We start from the raw sequence: 18,075 nt of genomic DNA, 5'->3' as shown, positions 1-18,075 counted from the left end.
TTTGCCATGGGTGGGCTTGCGACGACTGCGTCGCGCCCGCCTGACCATGACCACAAGGCTGGCCCATGAATCCCAACTATCTCGATTTCGAACAGCCCATCGCCGAACTGCAGGCCAAGATCGAAGAACTGCGTCTGGTCGGCAACGACAGCCAGGTCAGCCTGGCGGACGAAATCTCCCGTCTCGAGGAAAAGAGCCGCAAGCTCACCGAGTCGATCTTCAAGGACCTGTCGCCGTGGCAGGTATCCCAGCTGTCGCGCCATCCCCAGCGTCCCTACACCCTGGACTACCTCGAGCACGTATTCACTGACTTCGACGAACTGCACGGTGATCGCGAGTTCGCCGATGACGCTGCCATCGTCGGTGGTGTGGCGCGACTCAATGATCGTCCGGTGATGATCATCGGCCACCAGAAGGGCCGCGACGTCAAGGAGAAGGTGCGCCGCAACTTCGGCATGCCGCGGCCGGAAGGCTATCGCAAGGCCTGCCGTCTGATGGAGATGGCCGAGCGCTTCAAGATGCCGGTGCTGACCTTTATCGACACCCCTGGTGCCTACCCGGGCATCGACGCCGAGGAGCGCGGTCAGAGCGAGGCCATCGCCTACAATCTGGCGGTGATGTCGCGGCTTGAGACGCCGATCATTTCCACCGTGGTGGGCGAAGGCGGCTCCGGCGGCGCCCTGGCCATCGGCGTGTGCGACGAGCTGATGATGCTTGAATACTCCACCTACTCGGTGATCTCGCCGGAGGGCTGTGCCTCGATCTTGTGGAAGAGCGCCGAGCGGGCTAGCGACGCCGCCCAGGCCATGGGGATCACCGCCAGCCGTCTCAAGGAGCTGGGCTTCGTCGACACCCTGATCAAGGAACCCCTGGGCGGCGCCCATCGCTTCCCCCATGAAACCGCCACCCGGGTCCGCGACGCCATCGGCGAAAGCCTCGAGCGCCTCGACGCCATGGATACCGCGGCACTGCTCGAACGTCGCTACGAGCGTCTGATGAGCTACGGCGCCCCGGCCTGAGCTCGAACGCTCTGCATCGATGAGCGTCTGATGAGCCACGGCGCCCGGCCTGAGCTCGAGCGCTCTGCATCGATTGTGCGGCCCCCATCGTCCTGCGATGGGGGCCGTATGCATAGTAGGTGCCACCGCCCACCCTGACCCTCAGGAATCGCCGACATGCCGACGTCTCCCACCCTTGAAGCGCGAATCGAGCGGGCCCTCGACCGGGTGCCGCCGGAGCGGTCGTTGTGGATCGCGCTGTCCGGTGGGCTCGACTCCTGCGTGCTGCTGGCGCTGGCGGCAAGGGCCTGCGGGCAGCGGTCGCGCCGATTGCGGGCGATCCACGTGCACCATGGCCTGCAGGCGGCGGCGGATGACTTCGAGCGCCACTGTCGCAGGCTATGCGCGCAGCTGGGGATAACCCTCGAGGTCGTCCGGGCAAGGGTGGACCGTACCTCCGGCAAGGGCCTGGAGGCGGCAGCGCGCCAGGCGCGCTACGACGCCTTCGTCGAATGCCTGGACGCCGGTGATGTGCTGTGGCTGGCCCAGCACCGTGATGACCAGGCCGAGACGCTGCTGCTGGCCGCACTCAGGCGCGCAGGCGTTGCGGGCCTTGCCGCCATGCCGGCGCGGCGTGAGGAGCGTGGCCTTTCGATCGAGCGCCCCTTGCTGGAGGTCCGGCGAAGCGAACTGGAAGCCGAAGCCCGGCGTCGCGGGCTCGATTGGGTCGAGGACCCCAGCAACGCCAGTCGCGAGTTCGATCGCAACTATCTGCGTCATGAGGTGGTGCCGGCGCTGGCGCAGCGCTGGCCCGACGCCGCGGACGCCCTGGCGGCGAGCGCCCGGCATGCCGGCGAGGCGGCGGCACTGCTGGACGAATACGCGCTTGAGGATCTGGCGCGGCTGGGTGGCGACCCCGCCAGGCTTGAGCTCGAGGGCCTGCTGTCGCTGTCACGGCGCCGTCAGCGCTGGTTGATCGGGCTGTGCCTGCGTCGGCTGGGACTTGCGCCGGCACCGGGACCACGGTTGGACGATCTGCTCGAGCAATGCCATGCCCGGCGTGACGCCGAGGTCAAGGTGAGCTGGCCCGGGGCAGAGGCGCGGCTCTGGCGCGGTGGGTTGTGGCTGATGGGGGAGGGTGCCGGAGATCCGCTGGAGGTTGCCGAAGGCCCCTGGTCGCCAGGGAGCGCCCTGGTGGTCGCCGGGGTGCCACTAAAGCTGCCGAGGCCGGCGGAGGAGACTTCGCTGCCGCTGTGGCTTCGCCCGCGCCAGGGCGGCGAACGGCTGAGGCTTGCCGGGCGAGGAAGTCGCGACCTGAAGCGGCTGTTGCAGGAGGCTGGTGTGCCGCCCTGGCGGCGTGCCCAGGTGCTGGTGGTGTGGCAGGGCGAGCGCTGCGTGGCGGCGCTGGACGCCGGCAGGGGGTGCTGGATCGCCCTGGCCGAGGGCTGGACGGCGTCGCCCTGACGGGCAACGCCTGGGGCCGGCTGATGGCTTGGCCAAGGGCTCTGGCCAGGGACCGTGTGAGAGGGCTCAGGCTTCGGCGTGGGCCGTGCTCGCGTGCAGCTTGAGCGCGAAGTCGGTATTGGCCAGGTAGTCGGCCTCGCGTTCCAGGTCGGTGCACAAGAGGCCTGGCTCGTCGCCGCCCTGGTAGTGCAGATGCAGGACCTCGCCGTCCACCTCGAGCCGCGGCGTCGCCGGCGGCTGCTCCGGGCGCGAATGGTTGAGGATCACCGCCAGTCGCAGCAGGCGTGCCAGGCGCTGGCTGTCACGCTGTTCGGCCTTCGGCAACAGCTGCCATTCCTTGCTCGGGAACTTGCGTCGGTGGGCGCGGACCAGGAAGGCCAGCAGGCGCTGTTCCGGGCGCGAGAAGCCGGCCAGATCCGAGTGCTCGAGCAGATAGGCGCCGTGGCGATGGAACTGACTGTGCGAGATCGACTGGCCGATCTCGTGCACCCAGGCGGCCCACTCCAGATAGCGGCCACGTTCCTCATCGAGCCCCCAGTCGCCGGCGACCTGGGCGAACAGCGCCTTGGCCGAGGCGGCCACATTGTCGGCCTGGCGAACGTCGACGGCATTGTAGCGGGCCAGGGTCTCCAGGCTCTTTAGACGCGAGTCCTCGGGACTGTTGCGGCCAGCCATGTCGTAGAGCACCCCTTCACGCAGGGCGCCGTCGGCGTAGCGCATTTCGCTGAGGTCGAAGGCCTCGAAGATCGCGCACAGAATCGCGACACCGGCGGGAAAGACCCGGGCACGATCGGCCTTGAGCCCGTCCATGGAGACCTTGTCGAGCTGCTTGGTCTTGATCAAGCGCTTTCTCAACTTGGCCAGACCGTCGCGAGTGATCACTCCTTCCGGCGCGTCGCCTGCCGCGTGCATCACCGCCGCCGCCGCCTTGATGGTGCCGCTGGAGCCCACCGGGTCATCCCAGCCCAGACGCTGGTAGGGTCTGCGGATATTAGCCAGTTCCGACAACGCCGCGAGTTCGGCGTTGCGCATGCGCTTCTCGCTGATATCGCCGTCGCCGAAGAAGCGTCGGGTAAAGGTCACGCAGCCCATGGAGAGGCTTTCCAGCGCCTTGGGTTCGAACTGTTCGCCGATGATGAACTCGGTGGAACCGCCGCCGATATCGACGATCAGCCGGCGCCCGTTCTCGGCCAGGGCGTGGGCCGCGCCGAGGTAGATCAGGCGTGCCTCCTCGCGCCCGGCGATGATCTCGATGCGCGTGCCGAGCATGGCCTCGGCGCGGTCGATCAACTCCTGGCTATTGTGGGCATCGCGCAGGGCGTTGGTGCCCACCACCCGCATACGCGAGGCGGGGATGCCCTCGAGAAAGGGCGCAAAGCGAGCCAGGCAGTCCAGCGCCCGCGTCATGGCGTCCTCGTTGAGGTAGCCGTCGTCGTCCAGGCCCGCCGCCAGCTGGACCTTTTCGCCCAGCCGCGCCACCACCTGCAGCCGGTCATCCTGATAGTTGGCCACCAGCAGGTGAAAGCTGTTGGAGCCCAGATCGATGGCGGCCAGGCGGGCGGGGTCCTTGGTGGCGTCGTGGGGCGACTCGCGCAGGGTGCTGAGCGTATCCGAGGGTTGATTCATGGCGGGTCCTTCACTGGAGATGGATCAAGGTTGCGTTTCGCCCCGGGGGATGTCAATGATCCGGGTCCGCCACGGGGCTTGCGTTCCCCTTCCGGCTTGTCTAGTATCGGGTCATTCGCCTGTTTCGAATGTGTTTTCCCGGTCGCGCCGCCGCCGCGACGTGACCATCCCAAGTCGTCAGACAGCCCGCACGACGTCAGCTCCGCTCCCGGCCAAGGCCCCGGCCCAAGCCCGCGAGACGCTGGCAACGGCGAATGAACCTGCTCCCTCGTCCAGACGCTGGCGTGGATCTCCCCTCCGGAGAATCCAGTCAATGGCCCTATTATCTTTACCTGGCCTCGCACGAGCAGCCTCGGGCTCTGAACGCACTCAATCGGCGTGTCTTTTCGCCCCTCGGCGCCTTGCCGCCCGGCTTCCACGAGTAATTTCTGAACTCTGATGAATCTGACCGAACTCAAGCAAAAGCCCGTGCCGGAGCTTCTCGATATCGCCCGCGAGATGGGTATCGACAACCTGGCCCGGTCCCGCAAGCAGGACATCATCTTTGCCATCCTGAAGAAGCACGCCAAGAGCGGCGAAGACATCTTCGGCGATGGCGTGCTGGAGATCCTTCAGGACGGTTTCGGATTCCTGCGCAGCGCCGACAGCTCCTACCTGGCCGGCCCCGACGATATCTATGTGTCGCCGTCCCAGATCCGGCGCTTCAACCTGCGCAAGGGCGACACCATCTCCGGCAAGATCCGCCCGCCGAAAGAAGGCGAGCGCTACTTCGCGCTGTTGAAGGTCAGTCAGATCAACCTGGACCGGCCGGAGAACGCCAAGCACAAGATCCTGTTCGAGAACCTCACGCCGCTGTTTCCGCAGGACCGTCTGCGCATGGAGATCGGCAATGGTTCCACCGAGGATCTGACCGCGCGCATCATCGACCTGACCGCACCCATCGGCAAGGGCCAGCGTGGCCTGATCGTGTCGCCGCCCAAGGCGGGCAAGACGCTGATGCTGCAGAACATCGCCACCTCGATCACGCGTAACAACCCCGAGTGCCAGTTGATCGTGCTGCTGATCGACGAGCGCCCCGAGGAGGTCACCGAGATGTCGCGCACCGTGCGCGGCGAAGTGGTCGCCTCGACCTTCGACGAGCCGCCGGCGCGTCACGTCCAGGTGGCCGAGATGGTGATCGAGAAGGCCAAGCGTCTGGTCGAGCACAAGAAGGACGTGGTCATCCTGCTCGATTCCATCACCCGTCTGGCGCGCGCCTACAACACCGTGGTGCCGTCCTCCGGCAAGGTGCTGACCGGTGGTGTCGACGCCCACGCCCTGGAAAAGCCCAAGCGCTTCTTCGGTGCCGCGCGTAACATCGAGGAGGGCGGCAGCCTGACCATCATCGCCACGGCCCTGGTGGATACTGGCTCCAAGATGGACGAGGTGATCTTCGAGGAGTTCAAGGGCACCGGTAACATGGAAGCCCACCTGGATCGCCGTCTGGCCGAGCGTCGCGTCTATCCCGCGCTCAACATCCGCCGCAGCGGCACCCGTCGTGAGGACCTGATCGCCTCCGACGAGGAGATGCAGCGCATGTGGATCCTGCGCAAGCTGCTCAACCCGATGGACGATACCGCGGCCACCGAGTTCCTGATCGACCGACTCAAGGACACCAAGACCAACCTCGAATTCTTCGAGGCGATGAAGCGCCGCTAGCGTTGGCCAACGCCGCGCCTGGGCGGTCGCCAGACGCAAGGTCCAGGTGACCGAGGTCAAGACGAGGGGCAGCATGCTATGCTGCCCCTTTTGTGTTCAGGGGAGCGAGGCAATCGCATGAAATATGGTGACTTGCGTGACTTTATCGCGGGTCTCGAGGCCGCCGGCGAACTCAAGCGGGTGACCGCCGAGGTGGACCCCTATCTCGAGATCACCGAGATCTGCGATCGCACCCTGCGCGCCGGCGGCCCGGCATTGTTGTTCGAGAACGTCAAGGGCAGCGAAATGCCGCTGCTGGGCAACCTGTTCGGCACCCCCAAACGCGTCGCCATGGGCATGGGCCAGGAGTCTGTCGAGGCGCTGCGCGAGGTTGGTGAACTGCTGGCCTTTCTCAAGGAGCCGGAACCTCCCAAGGGCTTCCGCGATGCCTGGGAAAAGCTGCCGATCTTCAAGCAGATCATGAGCATGGGTCCCAAGACCGTGCGCTCGGCACCGGTCCAGCAGCGAGTCTTCGAGGGCGATGAGGTGGACCTGGATCGACTGCCGATCCAGCACTGCTGGCCCGGTGATGCCGCCCCCCTGGTGACCTGGCCGCTGGTGATCACCAAGGGCCCGCACAAGAGTCGTCAGAATCTCGGTATCTATCGCCAGCAGAAGCTCGGCAAGAACCGCCTGATCATGCGCTGGCTGTCCCATCGTGGTGGTGCGCTGGACTTCCAGGAATTCCAGCAGGCGCACCCCGGCGAGCCTTTCCCGGTGGCGGTGGCGCTGGGCGCCGACCCGGCGACCATTCTGGGGGCGGTGACCCCGGTGCCTGACTCGCTGTCCGAGTACGCCTTCGCCGGGCTGCTGCGTGGCTCGCGCACCGAACTGGTCAACTGCGGTCACGCCGACCTGCAGGTGCCGGCGTCTGCCGAGATCATCCTCGAGGGCTTCCTGTACCCCGATGATACCGCGCCGGAAGGTCCCTACGGCGACCATACCGGCTACTACAACGAGGTGGAGACCTTTCCGGTGTTCACCGTGACGCGTATGACCATGCGCAAGGACGCCATCTACCACTCCACCTACACCGGACGTCCACCGGACGAGCCTGCGATCCTAGGGCTCGCCTTGAACGAGGTGTTCGTGCCGATCCTGCGCCGTCAGTTCCCGGAGATCGTCGACTTCTATCTGCCCCCGGAGGGCTGCTCCTACCGCATGGCGGTCGTGACCATGAAAAAGCAGTACCCGGGCCACGCCAAGCGGGTAATGATGGGGGTATGGAGCTTCCTGCGTCAGTTCATGTACACCAAGTTTGTGGTGGTGCTGGATGATGACGTCGACGCTCGCCAGTGGGAGGACGTGATCTGGGCCATCACCACCCGCATGGACCCGGCCCGCGACACCGTGATGGTCGAGAACACCCCGATCGACTACCTCGATTTCGCCTCTCCGGTGGCCGGGCTCGGCTCCAAGATGGGCCTGGACGCCACCAGCAAGTGGCCGGGTGAAACGGACAGGGAGTGGGGCGTGGCGATTGCCATGGATGACAGCATCAAGTCCCGGGTCAGCGAGCGCTGGGACGAATTCGACATTCCTCTCCCCGACAGCAACAAGAGGTCGACATGACGGCAAGGACCCTGACCTGCCAGGTCATCGAGGTCGAGGACCTCACCCCTGACGTGTTTCGCGTGATTCTGGAAGGACGCGCCGAGGCCATGGCCCATGCCCCGGGCCAGTACCTGGAAATGTGCCTGGACGATGACTGCTGGGTGCCCTTTTCCATCGCCAGCCGCCATCGTGACGATGGGCGACTCGAACTGCATATCCAGCACTGGCCCGAACGCTCCAACTCGGCCCAGCTCAGGGCCATGCTGGTCGAGGCCCAGCACCTGACCGTGCGCCTGCCGGGGGGCGACTGCGTGCTGGATGGTGAAAGCGATCGTCCGCTGACGCTGATCGCCGCCGGTACCGGCTTCGCCCAGATGAAGGCGATCGTCGAGGCGGCGCTCCACTCCAACCCCGAGCGTCCCATCAGCCTGTGGTGGGCGGCCAAGGAACGCCGTGATCTGTACGCCGAGAGCCTGGCCCGGCAGTGGGTCGCCGAGTCCGATAAGGTCAGCTTCCACGCGGTCTGCGAGGAAGGCTTCGAGCAGGGCTTCGCCGAGGAGCGGGTGCACGCCCATCATGGCCGTATCGACGCCGCACTCGCCGCCGAGCTTGGCGATGTGTCGGGCCACGACGTCTATCTGTCGGGCTCGCCCGGCATGGTCTATGCCTGTGTCGACGTGCTCGCCTCGCTGGGGCTGGACCCGTCACGGGTGTTCTCGGACGTCTTCGCCTACGCGCCACGCGACCCTCTGGTGCCGGTGGTCGGTAGCCTGGTCGGGGAAAAACAGTCATGAGCGCGTCGCCGATCCTGATTACCGGTGGCGCCCAGCGTCTGGGGCGTCACTGCGCCGAGCGCCTGGTGCAGGACGGCCAGCCGGTGATCATCAGCTATCGCCGCGAGCGCCCGGAGCTCGAGGCCATGCGCGAGCGCGGCATCGTCACCCTCCAGGCGGACTTCTCCAGCGAAGACGGTATCCTCGACTTCCTCGAGCGGCTCAAGAGCGAGACCGGCGCGTTGCGCGCCATCGTCCACAACGCCAGCGACTGGGCGCCGGACAGCGATGGCGCGGATGCCGGGGCCGCCTTCGAGCGGCTGTTCCGTATCCATATGCTGGCGCCTTACCTGATCAACCTCCACGCCAAGGCCTTGCTCGACGCCTGCAGCGAACCCCAGCGGGACATCGTCCACATGACCGACTATGTGGTGCAGAAGGGCTCGCGCAAGCACGCCGCCTACGCCGCCACCAAGGCCGGGCTCGACAATCTGACGCTGTCCTTCGCCGCGCGTTATGCCCCAGAGATCCAGGTCAACGCCATTGCACCCGCGTTGATCATGCTCAATCAGGGCGATGACGAGGACTATGCCGCCAAGGCCAGGGCCAAGTCGGCGATGGACATGGTGCCGGGGCCCGGGGTCATCTACCAGAGCCTGCGCTACCTGCTCGACAACCGCTATGTGACCGGCACGACCCTGGCCGTGGACGGTGGACGCCACCTGCGCTGAATCGCCGGCGGACTCGCCTGACCCGAGGAATCCCCCTAGACTCTGGATGACCCTGACAACAACTTCACAGGAGGCGACCCATGGCCCATCACGACGACGACCCTCATGGCGAAAGCTCTCACGACGGCTTTCATGACGAAAGCGGATTCCTGACGATCTTTCTCGGCCTGGTGGTGATGGTCGGCATGACCTGTCTGCCGGCGACCATCGGCTGGGTGCAGCTGGCGACAGGCTAGCCAGGGGCGTCAGCAGACCATGGTCGACGGCTCGGCGTTTTTCCTGCCCGTGCACAGGGGTTGCCATTTGCTCCGGCGCGGGGCAGGATGAAACAAGATTCGAGGAGACACCGATGACCGATCACGCAAACCCGACCCGACCCCGACCCGATGGCAGCGATAGCGCCCTCGTCGGTGGCGTCTTGGGTTCGGATTGTGTGCATGCGGACGCGGTGTCCTTTTATTGGCCCAGCTTTTCCTGGTATTGGTTTGATACCGGGGCGCTGGTGCGCGAGGCCTGATCCAAGTATCTGGCACTCGCGAGGCGCTCCCCCCCCCAGGGCCGCCTCCCAGAACCCCCGGACGGCTGCCCGTCCGGGGGTTCCTTGTTTGTGTGGCCAGACGTTTTCACTCAGTAGCACTCACCTGCGAAAGGCAGGCAACCGGAGCAATGACATGACCGCATATCGACTCTTCGCCAGCACCATTTCCCATGGCTATGCCTATGGCGATAGCTGGCGATTTATCGACGCGCGGTCGGCCCAACTGGCCACCTCCGACCGTGAGCGCCTCGGTGGTCGACGCACCCAACGATGTACGACCACACGGAGCTGATACCATGACCGCCAGCCTTTCGCTTGCCACCGCCGACCTCAACGCTGCCGCGACGCAAGAGACCGCCCCCCAGATGACCCTGCCGACCCCGCAGGCGCTCAAGCGCCAGTGCCCACTCGGGACGACCCTGAGCGATCGCGTCGACGCTCAGCGTCAGCAGATCCGTGACATTCTCGAGGGTCGTGATGATCGCCTGCTGGCGGTGGTCGGGCCCTGTTCGATCCATGATCCCAGGTCGGCGCTTGAATACGCCCGGCGCCTGGCCTCCCTGGCCGACAGCATCCGTGATCGAGTGCTGGTGGTGATGCGGGTGTACGTCGAGAAGCCCCGCACCACCGTGGGCTGGAAGGGCCTGGCCTATGACCCGGACCTGGATGGCAAGGGCGACATGGCGCGTGGGCTCGAGCTGTCACGCCAGCTGATGCGCGAGATCGTCGAGCTGGGCCTGCCGGTGGCCACCGAGATCCTGCAGCCGATGATCGCTCCTTACCTTGAGGACCTGCTGGCCTGGGTCGCGATCGGCGCACGCACCACCGAATCCCAGCTGCATCGCGAGATGGCCAGTGGCATCGGCGCGGTGGTCGGCTTCAAGAACGCCACCAGCGGCGACGTCCAGGTGGCACTGGACGCCATGCGCTCGGCCGCCCACCCCCACCAGCACTTCGCGGTGGGCGAGCAGGGGCAGCCGGTCATGCGCGAGACCGCCGGCAACCCCTACACCCATGTGGTGCTGCGGGGCGGCCACGGTGAGCCCAACTACGGGGTCGACGCGGTCGCCGCCGCCAGGAAGGCGCTGATCGGCACCGGCCTGCCGCCGCGACTGATGGTGGACTGCAGTCACGCCAACGCACGCAAGGACCATCGCCGTCAGAGCGAAGTCCTGCTCGAGGTGCTGGCCCAGCGTCTGGCCGGTGACACCTCGCTGATCGGGGTGATGCTCGAAAGCCACCTGAACGAGGGTAAACAACCCCTGGAGCCCGGCAAGCTGCGCTACGGTGTCTCGGTCACCGACGCCTGCATCGGCTGGGAGACCACCGAACACCTGTTGAGCCTGGCTGCCGAGCGTCTTGCCCAGCAGGGTTGAGCCCGACGATGCGAACGAACCAGACCAGAGGCCCTTTCGGGCCTCTGGTCGTTTTTGTCCGGCGTAACTGGCTCGCGCCGCGGGTGGGGGACGTGACTCAGCGGCAGAAGGGCCATACCTGATAGAAGCTGTCGCAGCGGAATTCCGCCTCGCAGGCTGCCAGTTGGCTGCGGTAGCGGGAAGCGGTGCTTGCCACCTCCCGCGCCGCGCGTTGCACCGCCGGCTTGGCGCGATAGCTGCCGCGCTGATAGCCGCCCTGGCCTTCGTGGTAGGCCAGGTACAGGTGCTCGGGGTTGGACAGTGACACCCCCGTCATGCGCCGCGTGCGGGCGTTGTACCAGCCGATGAAGTCGGTGGCGTCGTCCATGTCGGTGCGACTGGCGAACAGCCCGCCGGCGGCGTCATCGTATTCGCCCCATACCGGATCCTGGGCCTGGGCATAGCCGTAGGCCGAGGACGGGCGCGTCCACGGAATGAAGCCCAGTAGTTTGGTACGTGGCGGCCTGACGTGGCTGCGAAACGACGACTCGCGCTTGATGAAGGCCATCTGGGTCCAGGGGGGCGTGCCCCACTTTTCATAGGAGGCCTGGGTGGCGTCGTACCAGTCAGGCTGCTGGCGAAAGATCTCGCACAGATTGTCCTGATGGCTCGGCGGCGCCGGGGCGAAGGCGGCGCAGCCGCTGAGAGTAACAAGCGCCGCGGCAAGCACCGTAGTGAGTAGAGCAGACCGCATCCCTGGCATGGCCCGTTTCACAACATTTTCCCGTTTTAGTGATATCGCCCCCAGTATGCCCTCCCGTGCAGTGTCGGGTCATCCTCACATGTCCCACCGGCTGCTTCGGGTCATCGGAGAGGGGGCGATGGGGCGAACGCCTTCGATGTCCGATGACGTCTGAGTTCGATCATCCAGCGCCACGCTCAAGGCCAGGACGGTCATTTCTTGCGGGAAGGCAAACGGGTTGCATCAAGGTGCCTGTTGTTCGCCTATGGTAGCGGTTGCCGCTGAAAACGCCTGTTGAAGCCAAACCACCACCTTGTCGAGGATGGCATTGTCGGACATTGTTTGGCTCCTGATCAGGTGGTAGTGCAGTCCCGGTAGAAACGGGCCGAATGGCACCTCCAGCACACCACGAGCGATCTCATCCTGCACCAGGGTCAAGCCCAGCAGGGCCACGCCCTGACCGGAGATAGCGGCCTGGATCGCGTGACTTTCTTCGGAGAAGGCGAGTCGAGGCCCCAGCACGGCAGGGGTAGACCCCAACGCCTGACACCACTGAGCCCAGCCGGGCAGGCCAAGGTTCGGACAGTACCAGTCGAAATCGATATGACGAACACCCCTGAGGTCGTCGACGCCAGCCAGCTGGAGTTGCGGGCTGGCGACCAGGGCAATGCGATCGGTCGCCAGGGTCACCACCTCATGGTCCGGATAGGGGCCCATACCGTAACGAATCGCCAGGCGGGTTCCATGCGTTAGATCAAGCACGCTCTCGCTGGCATGGATATTCAAGGCGATATCGGGATTCGTCGAATGAAAGTCGGTCAGTCGAGGAAGCAGCCACTGGCTGGCGAAGGCCGGAGTGCAGGAGAGGGTGACGCTGGCGGGTGTCGTTCGCTTGAGCAGACTTTCCAATGCCTCGGCGAAGGCGTCAAAGCCCTGGCGTAGCACGGGAGAAAGCTCCGTTGCCGCGTCGGTCGGGATCACCTGGCGGGTGCGACGCTCGAATAGCGCTACGCCGAGCCAGCTTTCCAGTTCACGTACCTGGTGGCTGATCGCGGCGGGCGTTACCGCCAGCTCTTCAGCCGCCCCCTTGAAACTACGGTGACGTGCTGCCGCCTCAAAAGCACGCAACTGCGATAGTGGTAGTCGGCGTCGTTGCATCACATCCCTATGGATAAAAAATTTTTGTGCATCTGCAAAGAATAGATCGTTTGTCGGCCCGAATCGATTGGAAGATTCTGTCGTTCGCGCTCCACCAAGCATGATCGGTACTAATCCCAAAGGAGAATCTTCATGGCCACACTGTTGCACCTTGATGCCAGCGCACGCTCCGGACTTTCCGGTAGTCAACCCCACGGATCGCATTCGAGACGCCTCAGCGCCCACTTCGTCACACAGTGGCAACGGGTACGTCCTGACGACAGGGTCGTCTATCGCGATGTCGGCCAGCAGCCGCCTCGTCCTGTCAGCGGTGATTGGATTCATGCCGCCTTCACCAAGCCGGAAGCGCGGGATAGTTGGATGCACGAGGTTCTCGCGGAGAGTGATTCCCTGGTCGACGAACTGCTCGAGGCGGATCTGATCATCGCTGGCGTCCCGATGTACAACTTCGGCGTTCCGGCCGGATTCAAGGCTTATATCGACAATATCGTGCGAGTCGGGCGGACTTTCGGCTTTGATCGCTCCCGCCCAGGCTTGCCCTACTGGCCGATGCTGAGCGCCATGGGCAAGCGCTTGGTGGTGCTTGGTGCACGGGGTGACTATGGCTACGAGCCTGGTGAGCGAATGGAGCACACCAACCACGTCGAACCACACTTGCGTACCGTTTTCGCCTATCTCGGCATAGAGGAGTTGCACAGCATCGCCGTGGAGTATGACGAGTTTGCCGACGAGCGGCTGCAGCAGTCTCTGATTCAGGCGGAGCAACGCGTTGAGGCGTTGGTCGACAGGCTGGCGGCCAGTCTGGACGTTCCTCGCGTTGTTTCCGCTCCAGTCTCGGGGTGAGCGCACCTCCGTGACCGCTTCTACGATCGTCCCCTGCTGGGTACCAGATGCTCGGCAACAGATGTGATTCCCTGTCCAGCAAACGTCTGTATTACAGAACTTGAAATAAGAATAGTCTCGCGGGATGAGAAATTTGCGCGTCTCGCCGTCAGAGGGCCGATGTGGTGAGAGGGAGTGTCTGATTTCCAACAATGTATTCTTCATGATAAGTCGGAAAAATCAGTGAGCGAGGTGGATGATGGGTGGTTATATAAGTAGAGATAGGGAGCCTGATCTGGCGGCTTCTTTCGGTGCGCTGGAAGAAAAACAGTTGTCAGTGAGCCAACCGCTTGCGCGCAATGGTGTTCTGCAGCCAGGAAAGGTCTATTTCATTCCCGCGAGGTGTGGCGCTGCCGTTGTACTGGAAAAAGGGCAGATGCTTACGCTGATTAACGTATGTGGATTGCAGGTCTGCGATATGTGGACTTTCAATACGAGTGATCCAGACGAATTTCTATCCATGGAACATACTCGAACCCATCTTGGGCGCTTGGTGCCGGTTGTCGGTGACAGTATGGTTTCCAATAGAAGAAACGAGATGCTGGAACTAGTGGAAGATACTTCGCCTGGGGTGCATGACACATTGATTGCCGCCTGCGATATCAATCGCTATAGACAGCTTGGCGTAAGCGAATACCATGACAACTGTGTTGATAATCTTCGAATGGCATTGCTTGCCATCGGCAAGGAGGTTTCGCATGTTCCATCACCATTCAATGTGTGGATGAATGTTCCACTTGATGGTGATGGCTCACTGACATTTGTGCCACCCGTGGCCAAAAGAGACGACAGGATCGTGTTCAAGGCAATGATGACCTGTTGCGTAGTCATGTCATGCTGTCCCCAGGATATTACGGCGGTCAACGGAGTTGGTAGCCAAACGGAAAGTATAGGAGTCATGCTCGGAGATTGAAGAAACACGGGATAGATGGCGATGCACTGCAACTCCGCCGCCGGCGCTAAAGGTTCTCATTCCGTCGAAGGTAAACTCCAGCCTTTGCGCTCCGGCGGCATCCGGCTCGTCATCGCTCACGATATGACTTCAGCATTCCCTCTCGTCGCTTCAAACGCCTCTACACGTTTTTTGGGCCAGTGGCAGCGAAGTTTAGCGATAGCGATCACGCTGCCTCTACGCGGGCTCGGGCTTCTTCTCCCTAGGCTGACCCTCACCTCCGATGTCCGAGGGCACCAGTGGCAGGTCCTCGGGCAGGTGGCGGGCACAGAAGTCCAGGCAGTCGAGGCCGTTGACGGCCTGGGGGGCCAGTGGACAATTCCATGGCGACTCGCGCAGCACTTCCGGAAGATGGTCGCTCAGGTCCTCCATGTCCTGACTCTTGGGCCAGCACAGCCAGCGCTCCCGTTCAGGGGTCTCGGGGTGGCGCCACTTCAGCATCCAGTCGTCGCCCCAGGGCAGTACGCCCAGGGTGTCGGGTTCGGGCGGCGGCAGACCCTGGAAGGCGCTGGCCCACCAGCGGGGCGAGAGGTGATGGCGTCCCAGGCGTCGGCTGCACTGGGCCAGCAGGGTACGCTGCACCACCATGACATCCAGGGCGCTGTCATCACGATAGAGCACATGGAGCGCGAGAGTGTGCGGTATTACGCAAAGCTCCCGCTCAACCAGTTCATCCAGTGACTCCCTGCTGTCGACCTCCTCGGCCAGGGCGCCGTCCAGCGTTACCAGGGTGACCGATTGTGGCGGTATGACGAGACAACAGGGAAGTGCCTGGTCGAGGCACGAAAGCGATTGGACATTGGCGGCGCTGCCCCGGTCGAGGCTCTGTTGATCGACACAGTGGACCCAGTACCAACGAGGCTCGGGATCTTCGTCGGCTGAAGGGGCGCGTTGGGGCATAAGAAGTATGCGCTGATGTCGGTGTCCCAGATTCCACATGGTTCTGGTCCTGTCGATAGCGATTGTTGGTGCACTGTGTCGACGAGCGAAGCCATTTTCTTTCACCAACTGTTACTCTTTTTACAATAGCGCTACTTCCTGTGCTCTGCGTCAACCTCGTCTATCGTCATACGAGTGTCATCTGGACTACCTAGTGTTGTCGGCGGACCGCCGTCGCCCCTGTGATCGACTTTCCCCTCCGATACCCGAGGCCGGCAACAGTGACTGGCACCGACAGCCCACGCCTTGACGGCGAACAGAGGGCTGCAAGAAGAGGACTGCGCAATGAGCAAGGAAATTGAAGATCATCGTCTGTTGAACCCCAGCCGTAATGAACCCTTCTCCTCGGTGCTCGACCGTCGTCTTTCCCGGCGAGCGGTGATGAAGGGGGGCATGGGCATGGCGGCCATGACCATGCTGGGAAGCTTTGGTCTCTCGGCCTTCGCCAACGAGCCGTCGTCAGGGATGGCCAAGACGCCGCTGGCGCTGGCCTTCGAGTCGATTGCCGGTTCGCGCAGCGACGCCGTGGTGGTGCCGCCGGGCTATACCGCCCAGGTGCTGGTGCCCTGGGGTACGCCGCTTGACGACAGCGCGCCCGAATGGAGCGAGGATCTGACGATGACGCCCCAGGCCCAGGCGGCCAGCGTCGGCATGCATCACGACGGCATGCATCCTTTCGCGCTGGATGAGAGCACGGCTTCCGAGCGCTTCCTGCTGGTGATGAACAACGAATACATCGACGAGAACGCGCTGTGGGCGCCCCAGGGCGGCCCCACCAACATGACCGAAGGCAAGCGCCCGGCGGATGAGGTGCGCACCGAGATCAACGCCCACGGGGTGACCGTGGTCGAGGTGAAGAAGGACGCCGATGGTCGCTGGAGCCACGTCAAGGGTTCCGCCCATAACCGTCGCTACACCAGTGCCACCCCGATGCACCTGTCAGGGCCGGTGGCGGGCAGCGACTACGTCAAGACCAGGTATTCCCCGGGCGGCACCCAGGCTCGCGGCACCAACAACAACTGTGCCCACGGTTACACGCCCTGGGGAACTTACCTCACCTGCGAGGAGAACTGGCCGGCCTACTTCGTCAAGAACGAGGGCCGTACCCTGGACGATGACCGTCTTGGCATCGCCAGTGGTCGCGGACGCTACGGCTGGGAGACCGCCGCGGGTGATGACAGCGAACGCGACGACGAATTTACCCGTCTGATCGGCGACCCCGTCGCCGACGACGCCAGTGGTGACTACCGCAACGAGCCGCGTCAGTTCGGCTATATCGTCGAGATCGACCCCTATACCGGCAGGCAGGCGATCAAGCGCACGGCGCTGGGCCGCTTCCGCCACGAGGGCTGCTGGCCGGGCAAGCTGGTAGCAGGCGAGCCGGTGGTGTTCTACTCCGGTCACGACTCGCGCAACGAGTACATCTACAAGTTTGTCTCGGAGGCGGCCTGGGACCCGGCGGATGCCATCGCTCCCGGCGCCGAGGCCGATCGCCTGGCGATCGGTGACAAGTACATGGACAGCGGCACCCTTTACGTCGCTCGCTTCAACGCCGATGGCAGCGGCGAGTGGCTGCCGCTGACGCCGGACGCTTCCACCCAGGATGGCCGTACCCTGGCCGAGGCGCTGGAACTCGACGCCGATGACCTGGCCGGGGTGATCATCCACACCTGTGATGCCGCCGACCTGATGGGTGCCACACCGATGGATCGCCCTGAGTGGGGCGCGGTGGACCCGTCCACCGGCGAGGTCTACATGACCCTGACCAACAACTCGAAGCGTACCGAAGACGGCACCGAGGCGACCCTGACCGGCGACGGCGACAACATCACCGCGCTGGGCAACGGCTACGCCACGGCACCGGTCAATGCGGCCAACCCGCGGGCGAACAACGAGGCCGGTCAGATCATCCGCTGGCGCGAGGGCAGCGATGCCACCGCCTTCGACTGGGAGGTATTCGTGTTCGGTGCCGCGGCCAGTGACCAGAACAACCTGTCCGGGCTGACCGCCGACAACGAATTCGCCAGTCCCGATGGGCTCTACTTCGATGAGCGCGGCGACGGCCAGGGCATCCTGTGGATCCAGACCGACAACGGCTACGAGGGCGTCACCGAGAGCACCAATGACCAGGTGCTGGCGGTCGTGCCGGCGGAGCTCGAGCGTGCCGATGGTGCCGCCGCGGTGATCTCCGGGGCCAACCAGGACAAGCTCAAGCGTTTCTGCGTAGGCCCCAACGGCTGCGAGGTCACTGGCATCTTCCCCACGCCGGACAAGACCGCGCTGTTTATCAATATCCAGCATCCGGGCAACTGGCCGGCCAGTGACGACGCGACCCAGGCGTCTGATGCCAGCGTGCGACCGCGCGCCGCCACGGTGGTGATCCAGCGCGAAGACGGCGGCCAGATCGGCGTCTAGGACGTGTCCGAAAGGTGCCGGCTTGCGTCGGCCTTTCGGGCAACCTCCAGGGGCGTTCTCTACGTCTGACGTCTTGCGCCGCCCCAGCACCCCGGCTCCCTTTTCAGGGAGCCGGGGTGTTTTTTCTAGGGTCTGGGTGTCCAGGGCTGGATGATCGGCAGCCTGAAGCGGGAGGCGGTTGGTCCGGGAACCGCTTGGGGCGGCCAAGGCG

General features: G+C 64.2%; 16 protein-coding genes. 12 read left to right on the top strand and 4 right to left on the bottom strand.

Annotation, left to right across the window (positions count from 1 at the left end; genetic code table 11):
- Window positions 1-65 precede the first annotated feature (65 nt).
- A complete protein-coding gene (locus KUV74_RS08115; RefSeq protein ID WP_045991173.1) occupies window positions 66-1,019 on the top strand; it encodes an acetyl-CoA carboxylase carboxyltransferase subunit alpha in 954 nt (317 codons plus the stop codon).
- A 156-nt stretch (window positions 1,020-1,175) separates the two neighbouring features.
- On the top strand, window positions 1,176-2,462 hold the full coding sequence (gene tilS, locus KUV74_RS08110; RefSeq protein ID WP_222516068.1) for a tRNA lysidine(34) synthetase TilS: 1,287 nt from the start codon (window positions 1,176-1,178) through the stop codon (window positions 2,460-2,462).
- Between the two features lie 66 nt (window positions 2,463-2,528).
- Here tilS and ppx read toward each other — a convergent pair whose 3' ends face one another.
- Entirely contained in the window at window positions 2,529-4,088 is a 1,560-nt protein-coding gene (gene ppx, locus KUV74_RS08105; protein WP_222516067.1) for an exopolyphosphatase, read from the bottom strand.
- Between the two features lie 438 nt (window positions 4,089-4,526).
- Here ppx and rho point away from each other — a divergent pair, with 438 nt between their 5' ends.
- The 7 genes from rho (at window position 4,527) to KUV74_RS08070 (ending at window position 10,797) form a co-directional block, all read left to right on the top strand.
- The gene (gene rho, locus KUV74_RS08100; protein WP_045991171.1) at window positions 4,527-5,786 is read left to right on the top strand and encodes a transcription termination factor Rho; all 1,260 of its coding nucleotides are present in this window, start codon (window positions 4,527-4,529) and stop codon (window positions 5,784-5,786) included.
- Between the two features lie 117 nt (window positions 5,787-5,903).
- Window positions 5,904-7,397 carry a 4-hydroxy-3-polyprenylbenzoate decarboxylase gene (gene ubiD, locus KUV74_RS08095; RefSeq protein WP_222516066.1) on the top strand — a complete coding sequence of 498 codons (1,494 nt, stop codon included), beginning with the start codon at window positions 5,904-5,906 and terminating at the stop codon, window positions 7,395-7,397.
- A complete protein-coding gene (locus tag KUV74_RS08090) occupies window positions 7,394-8,173 on the top strand; it encodes an NAD(P)H-flavin reductase (RefSeq protein WP_222516065.1) in 780 nt (259 codons plus the stop codon). The genes ubiD and KUV74_RS08090 overlap by 4 nt, the downstream gene beginning before the upstream one ends.
- Window positions 8,170-8,883 (top strand): dihydromonapterin reductase, encoded by a 714-nt coding sequence (gene folM, locus KUV74_RS08085; protein ID WP_222516064.1) that lies wholly within the window; start codon window positions 8,170-8,172, stop codon window positions 8,881-8,883. Before KUV74_RS08090 ends, folM begins: the two co-directional genes overlap by 4 nt.
- Before the next feature lie 80 nt (window positions 8,884-8,963).
- The gene (locus tag KUV74_RS08080; RefSeq protein ID WP_222516063.1) at window positions 8,964-9,119 is read left to right on the top strand and encodes a hypothetical protein; all 156 of its coding nucleotides are present in this window, start codon (window positions 8,964-8,966) and stop codon (window positions 9,117-9,119) included.
- A 113-nt stretch (window positions 9,120-9,232) separates the two neighbouring features.
- A complete protein-coding gene (locus tag KUV74_RS08075; protein WP_222516062.1) occupies window positions 9,233-9,400 on the top strand; it encodes a hypothetical protein in 168 nt (55 codons plus the stop codon).
- A gap of 317 nt (window positions 9,401-9,717) precedes the next feature.
- Window positions 9,718-10,797, top strand: a complete 1,080-nt coding sequence (locus KUV74_RS08070) for a 3-deoxy-7-phosphoheptulonate synthase (protein ID WP_108132293.1) — start codon at window positions 9,718-9,720, stop codon at window positions 10,795-10,797.
- A gap of 97 nt (window positions 10,798-10,894) precedes the next feature.
- Here KUV74_RS08070 and KUV74_RS08065 read toward each other — a convergent pair whose 3' ends face one another.
- Together KUV74_RS08065 and KUV74_RS08060 are read right to left on the bottom strand one after the other, a co-directional pair.
- Complete coding sequence (locus KUV74_RS08065; protein ID WP_108132294.1) at window positions 10,895-11,530, bottom strand: lysozyme-like domain containing protein; 636 nt, start codon at window positions 11,528-11,530, stop codon at window positions 10,895-10,897.
- Between the two features lie 231 nt (window positions 11,531-11,761).
- Window positions 11,762-12,676 carry a LysR substrate-binding domain-containing protein gene (locus KUV74_RS08060; protein WP_181248594.1) on the bottom strand — a complete coding sequence of 305 codons (915 nt, stop codon included), beginning with the start codon at window positions 12,674-12,676 and terminating at the stop codon, window positions 11,762-11,764.
- A 132-nt stretch (window positions 12,677-12,808) separates the two neighbouring features.
- Between KUV74_RS08060 and KUV74_RS08055 the strand changes: the two genes are divergently transcribed.
- Window positions 12,809-13,519: an FMN-dependent NADH-azoreductase gene (locus KUV74_RS08055; protein WP_222516061.1), complete on the top strand. Its 711-nt coding sequence runs from the start codon at window positions 12,809-12,811 to the stop codon at window positions 13,517-13,519.
- A 235-nt stretch (window positions 13,520-13,754) separates the two neighbouring features.
- Complete coding sequence (locus tag KUV74_RS08050; protein ID WP_222516060.1) at window positions 13,755-14,471, top strand: DUF1989 domain-containing protein; 717 nt, start codon at window positions 13,755-13,757, stop codon at window positions 14,469-14,471.
- A gap of 216 nt (window positions 14,472-14,687) precedes the next feature.
- Here KUV74_RS08050 and KUV74_RS08045 read toward each other — a convergent pair whose 3' ends face one another.
- The gene (locus tag KUV74_RS08045; protein ID WP_124803462.1) at window positions 14,688-15,449 is read right to left on the bottom strand and encodes a hypothetical protein; all 762 of its coding nucleotides are present in this window, start codon (window positions 15,447-15,449) and stop codon (window positions 14,688-14,690) included.
- A gap of 285 nt (window positions 15,450-15,734) precedes the next feature.
- On the opposite strand from KUV74_RS08045, the gene KUV74_RS08040 reads away from it, so the two are divergent.
- Window positions 15,735-17,864, top strand: a complete 2,130-nt coding sequence (locus KUV74_RS08040) for a PhoX family protein (RefSeq protein WP_124803460.1) — start codon at window positions 15,735-15,737, stop codon at window positions 17,862-17,864.
- The last annotated feature ends 211 nt before the right edge of the window (window positions 17,865-18,075 follow it).

It is taken from the genome of Halomonas sp. DP1Y21-3, from assembly GCF_019801245.1.
In the GTDB taxonomy this organism is placed as follows: Bacteria; Pseudomonadota; Gammaproteobacteria; order Pseudomonadales; family Halomonadaceae; genus Halomonas; species Halomonas litopenaei.
The sequence above is the reverse complement of the archived record's forward strand: the minus strand, read 5'-3'. Positions and strand labels throughout refer to the sequence as shown.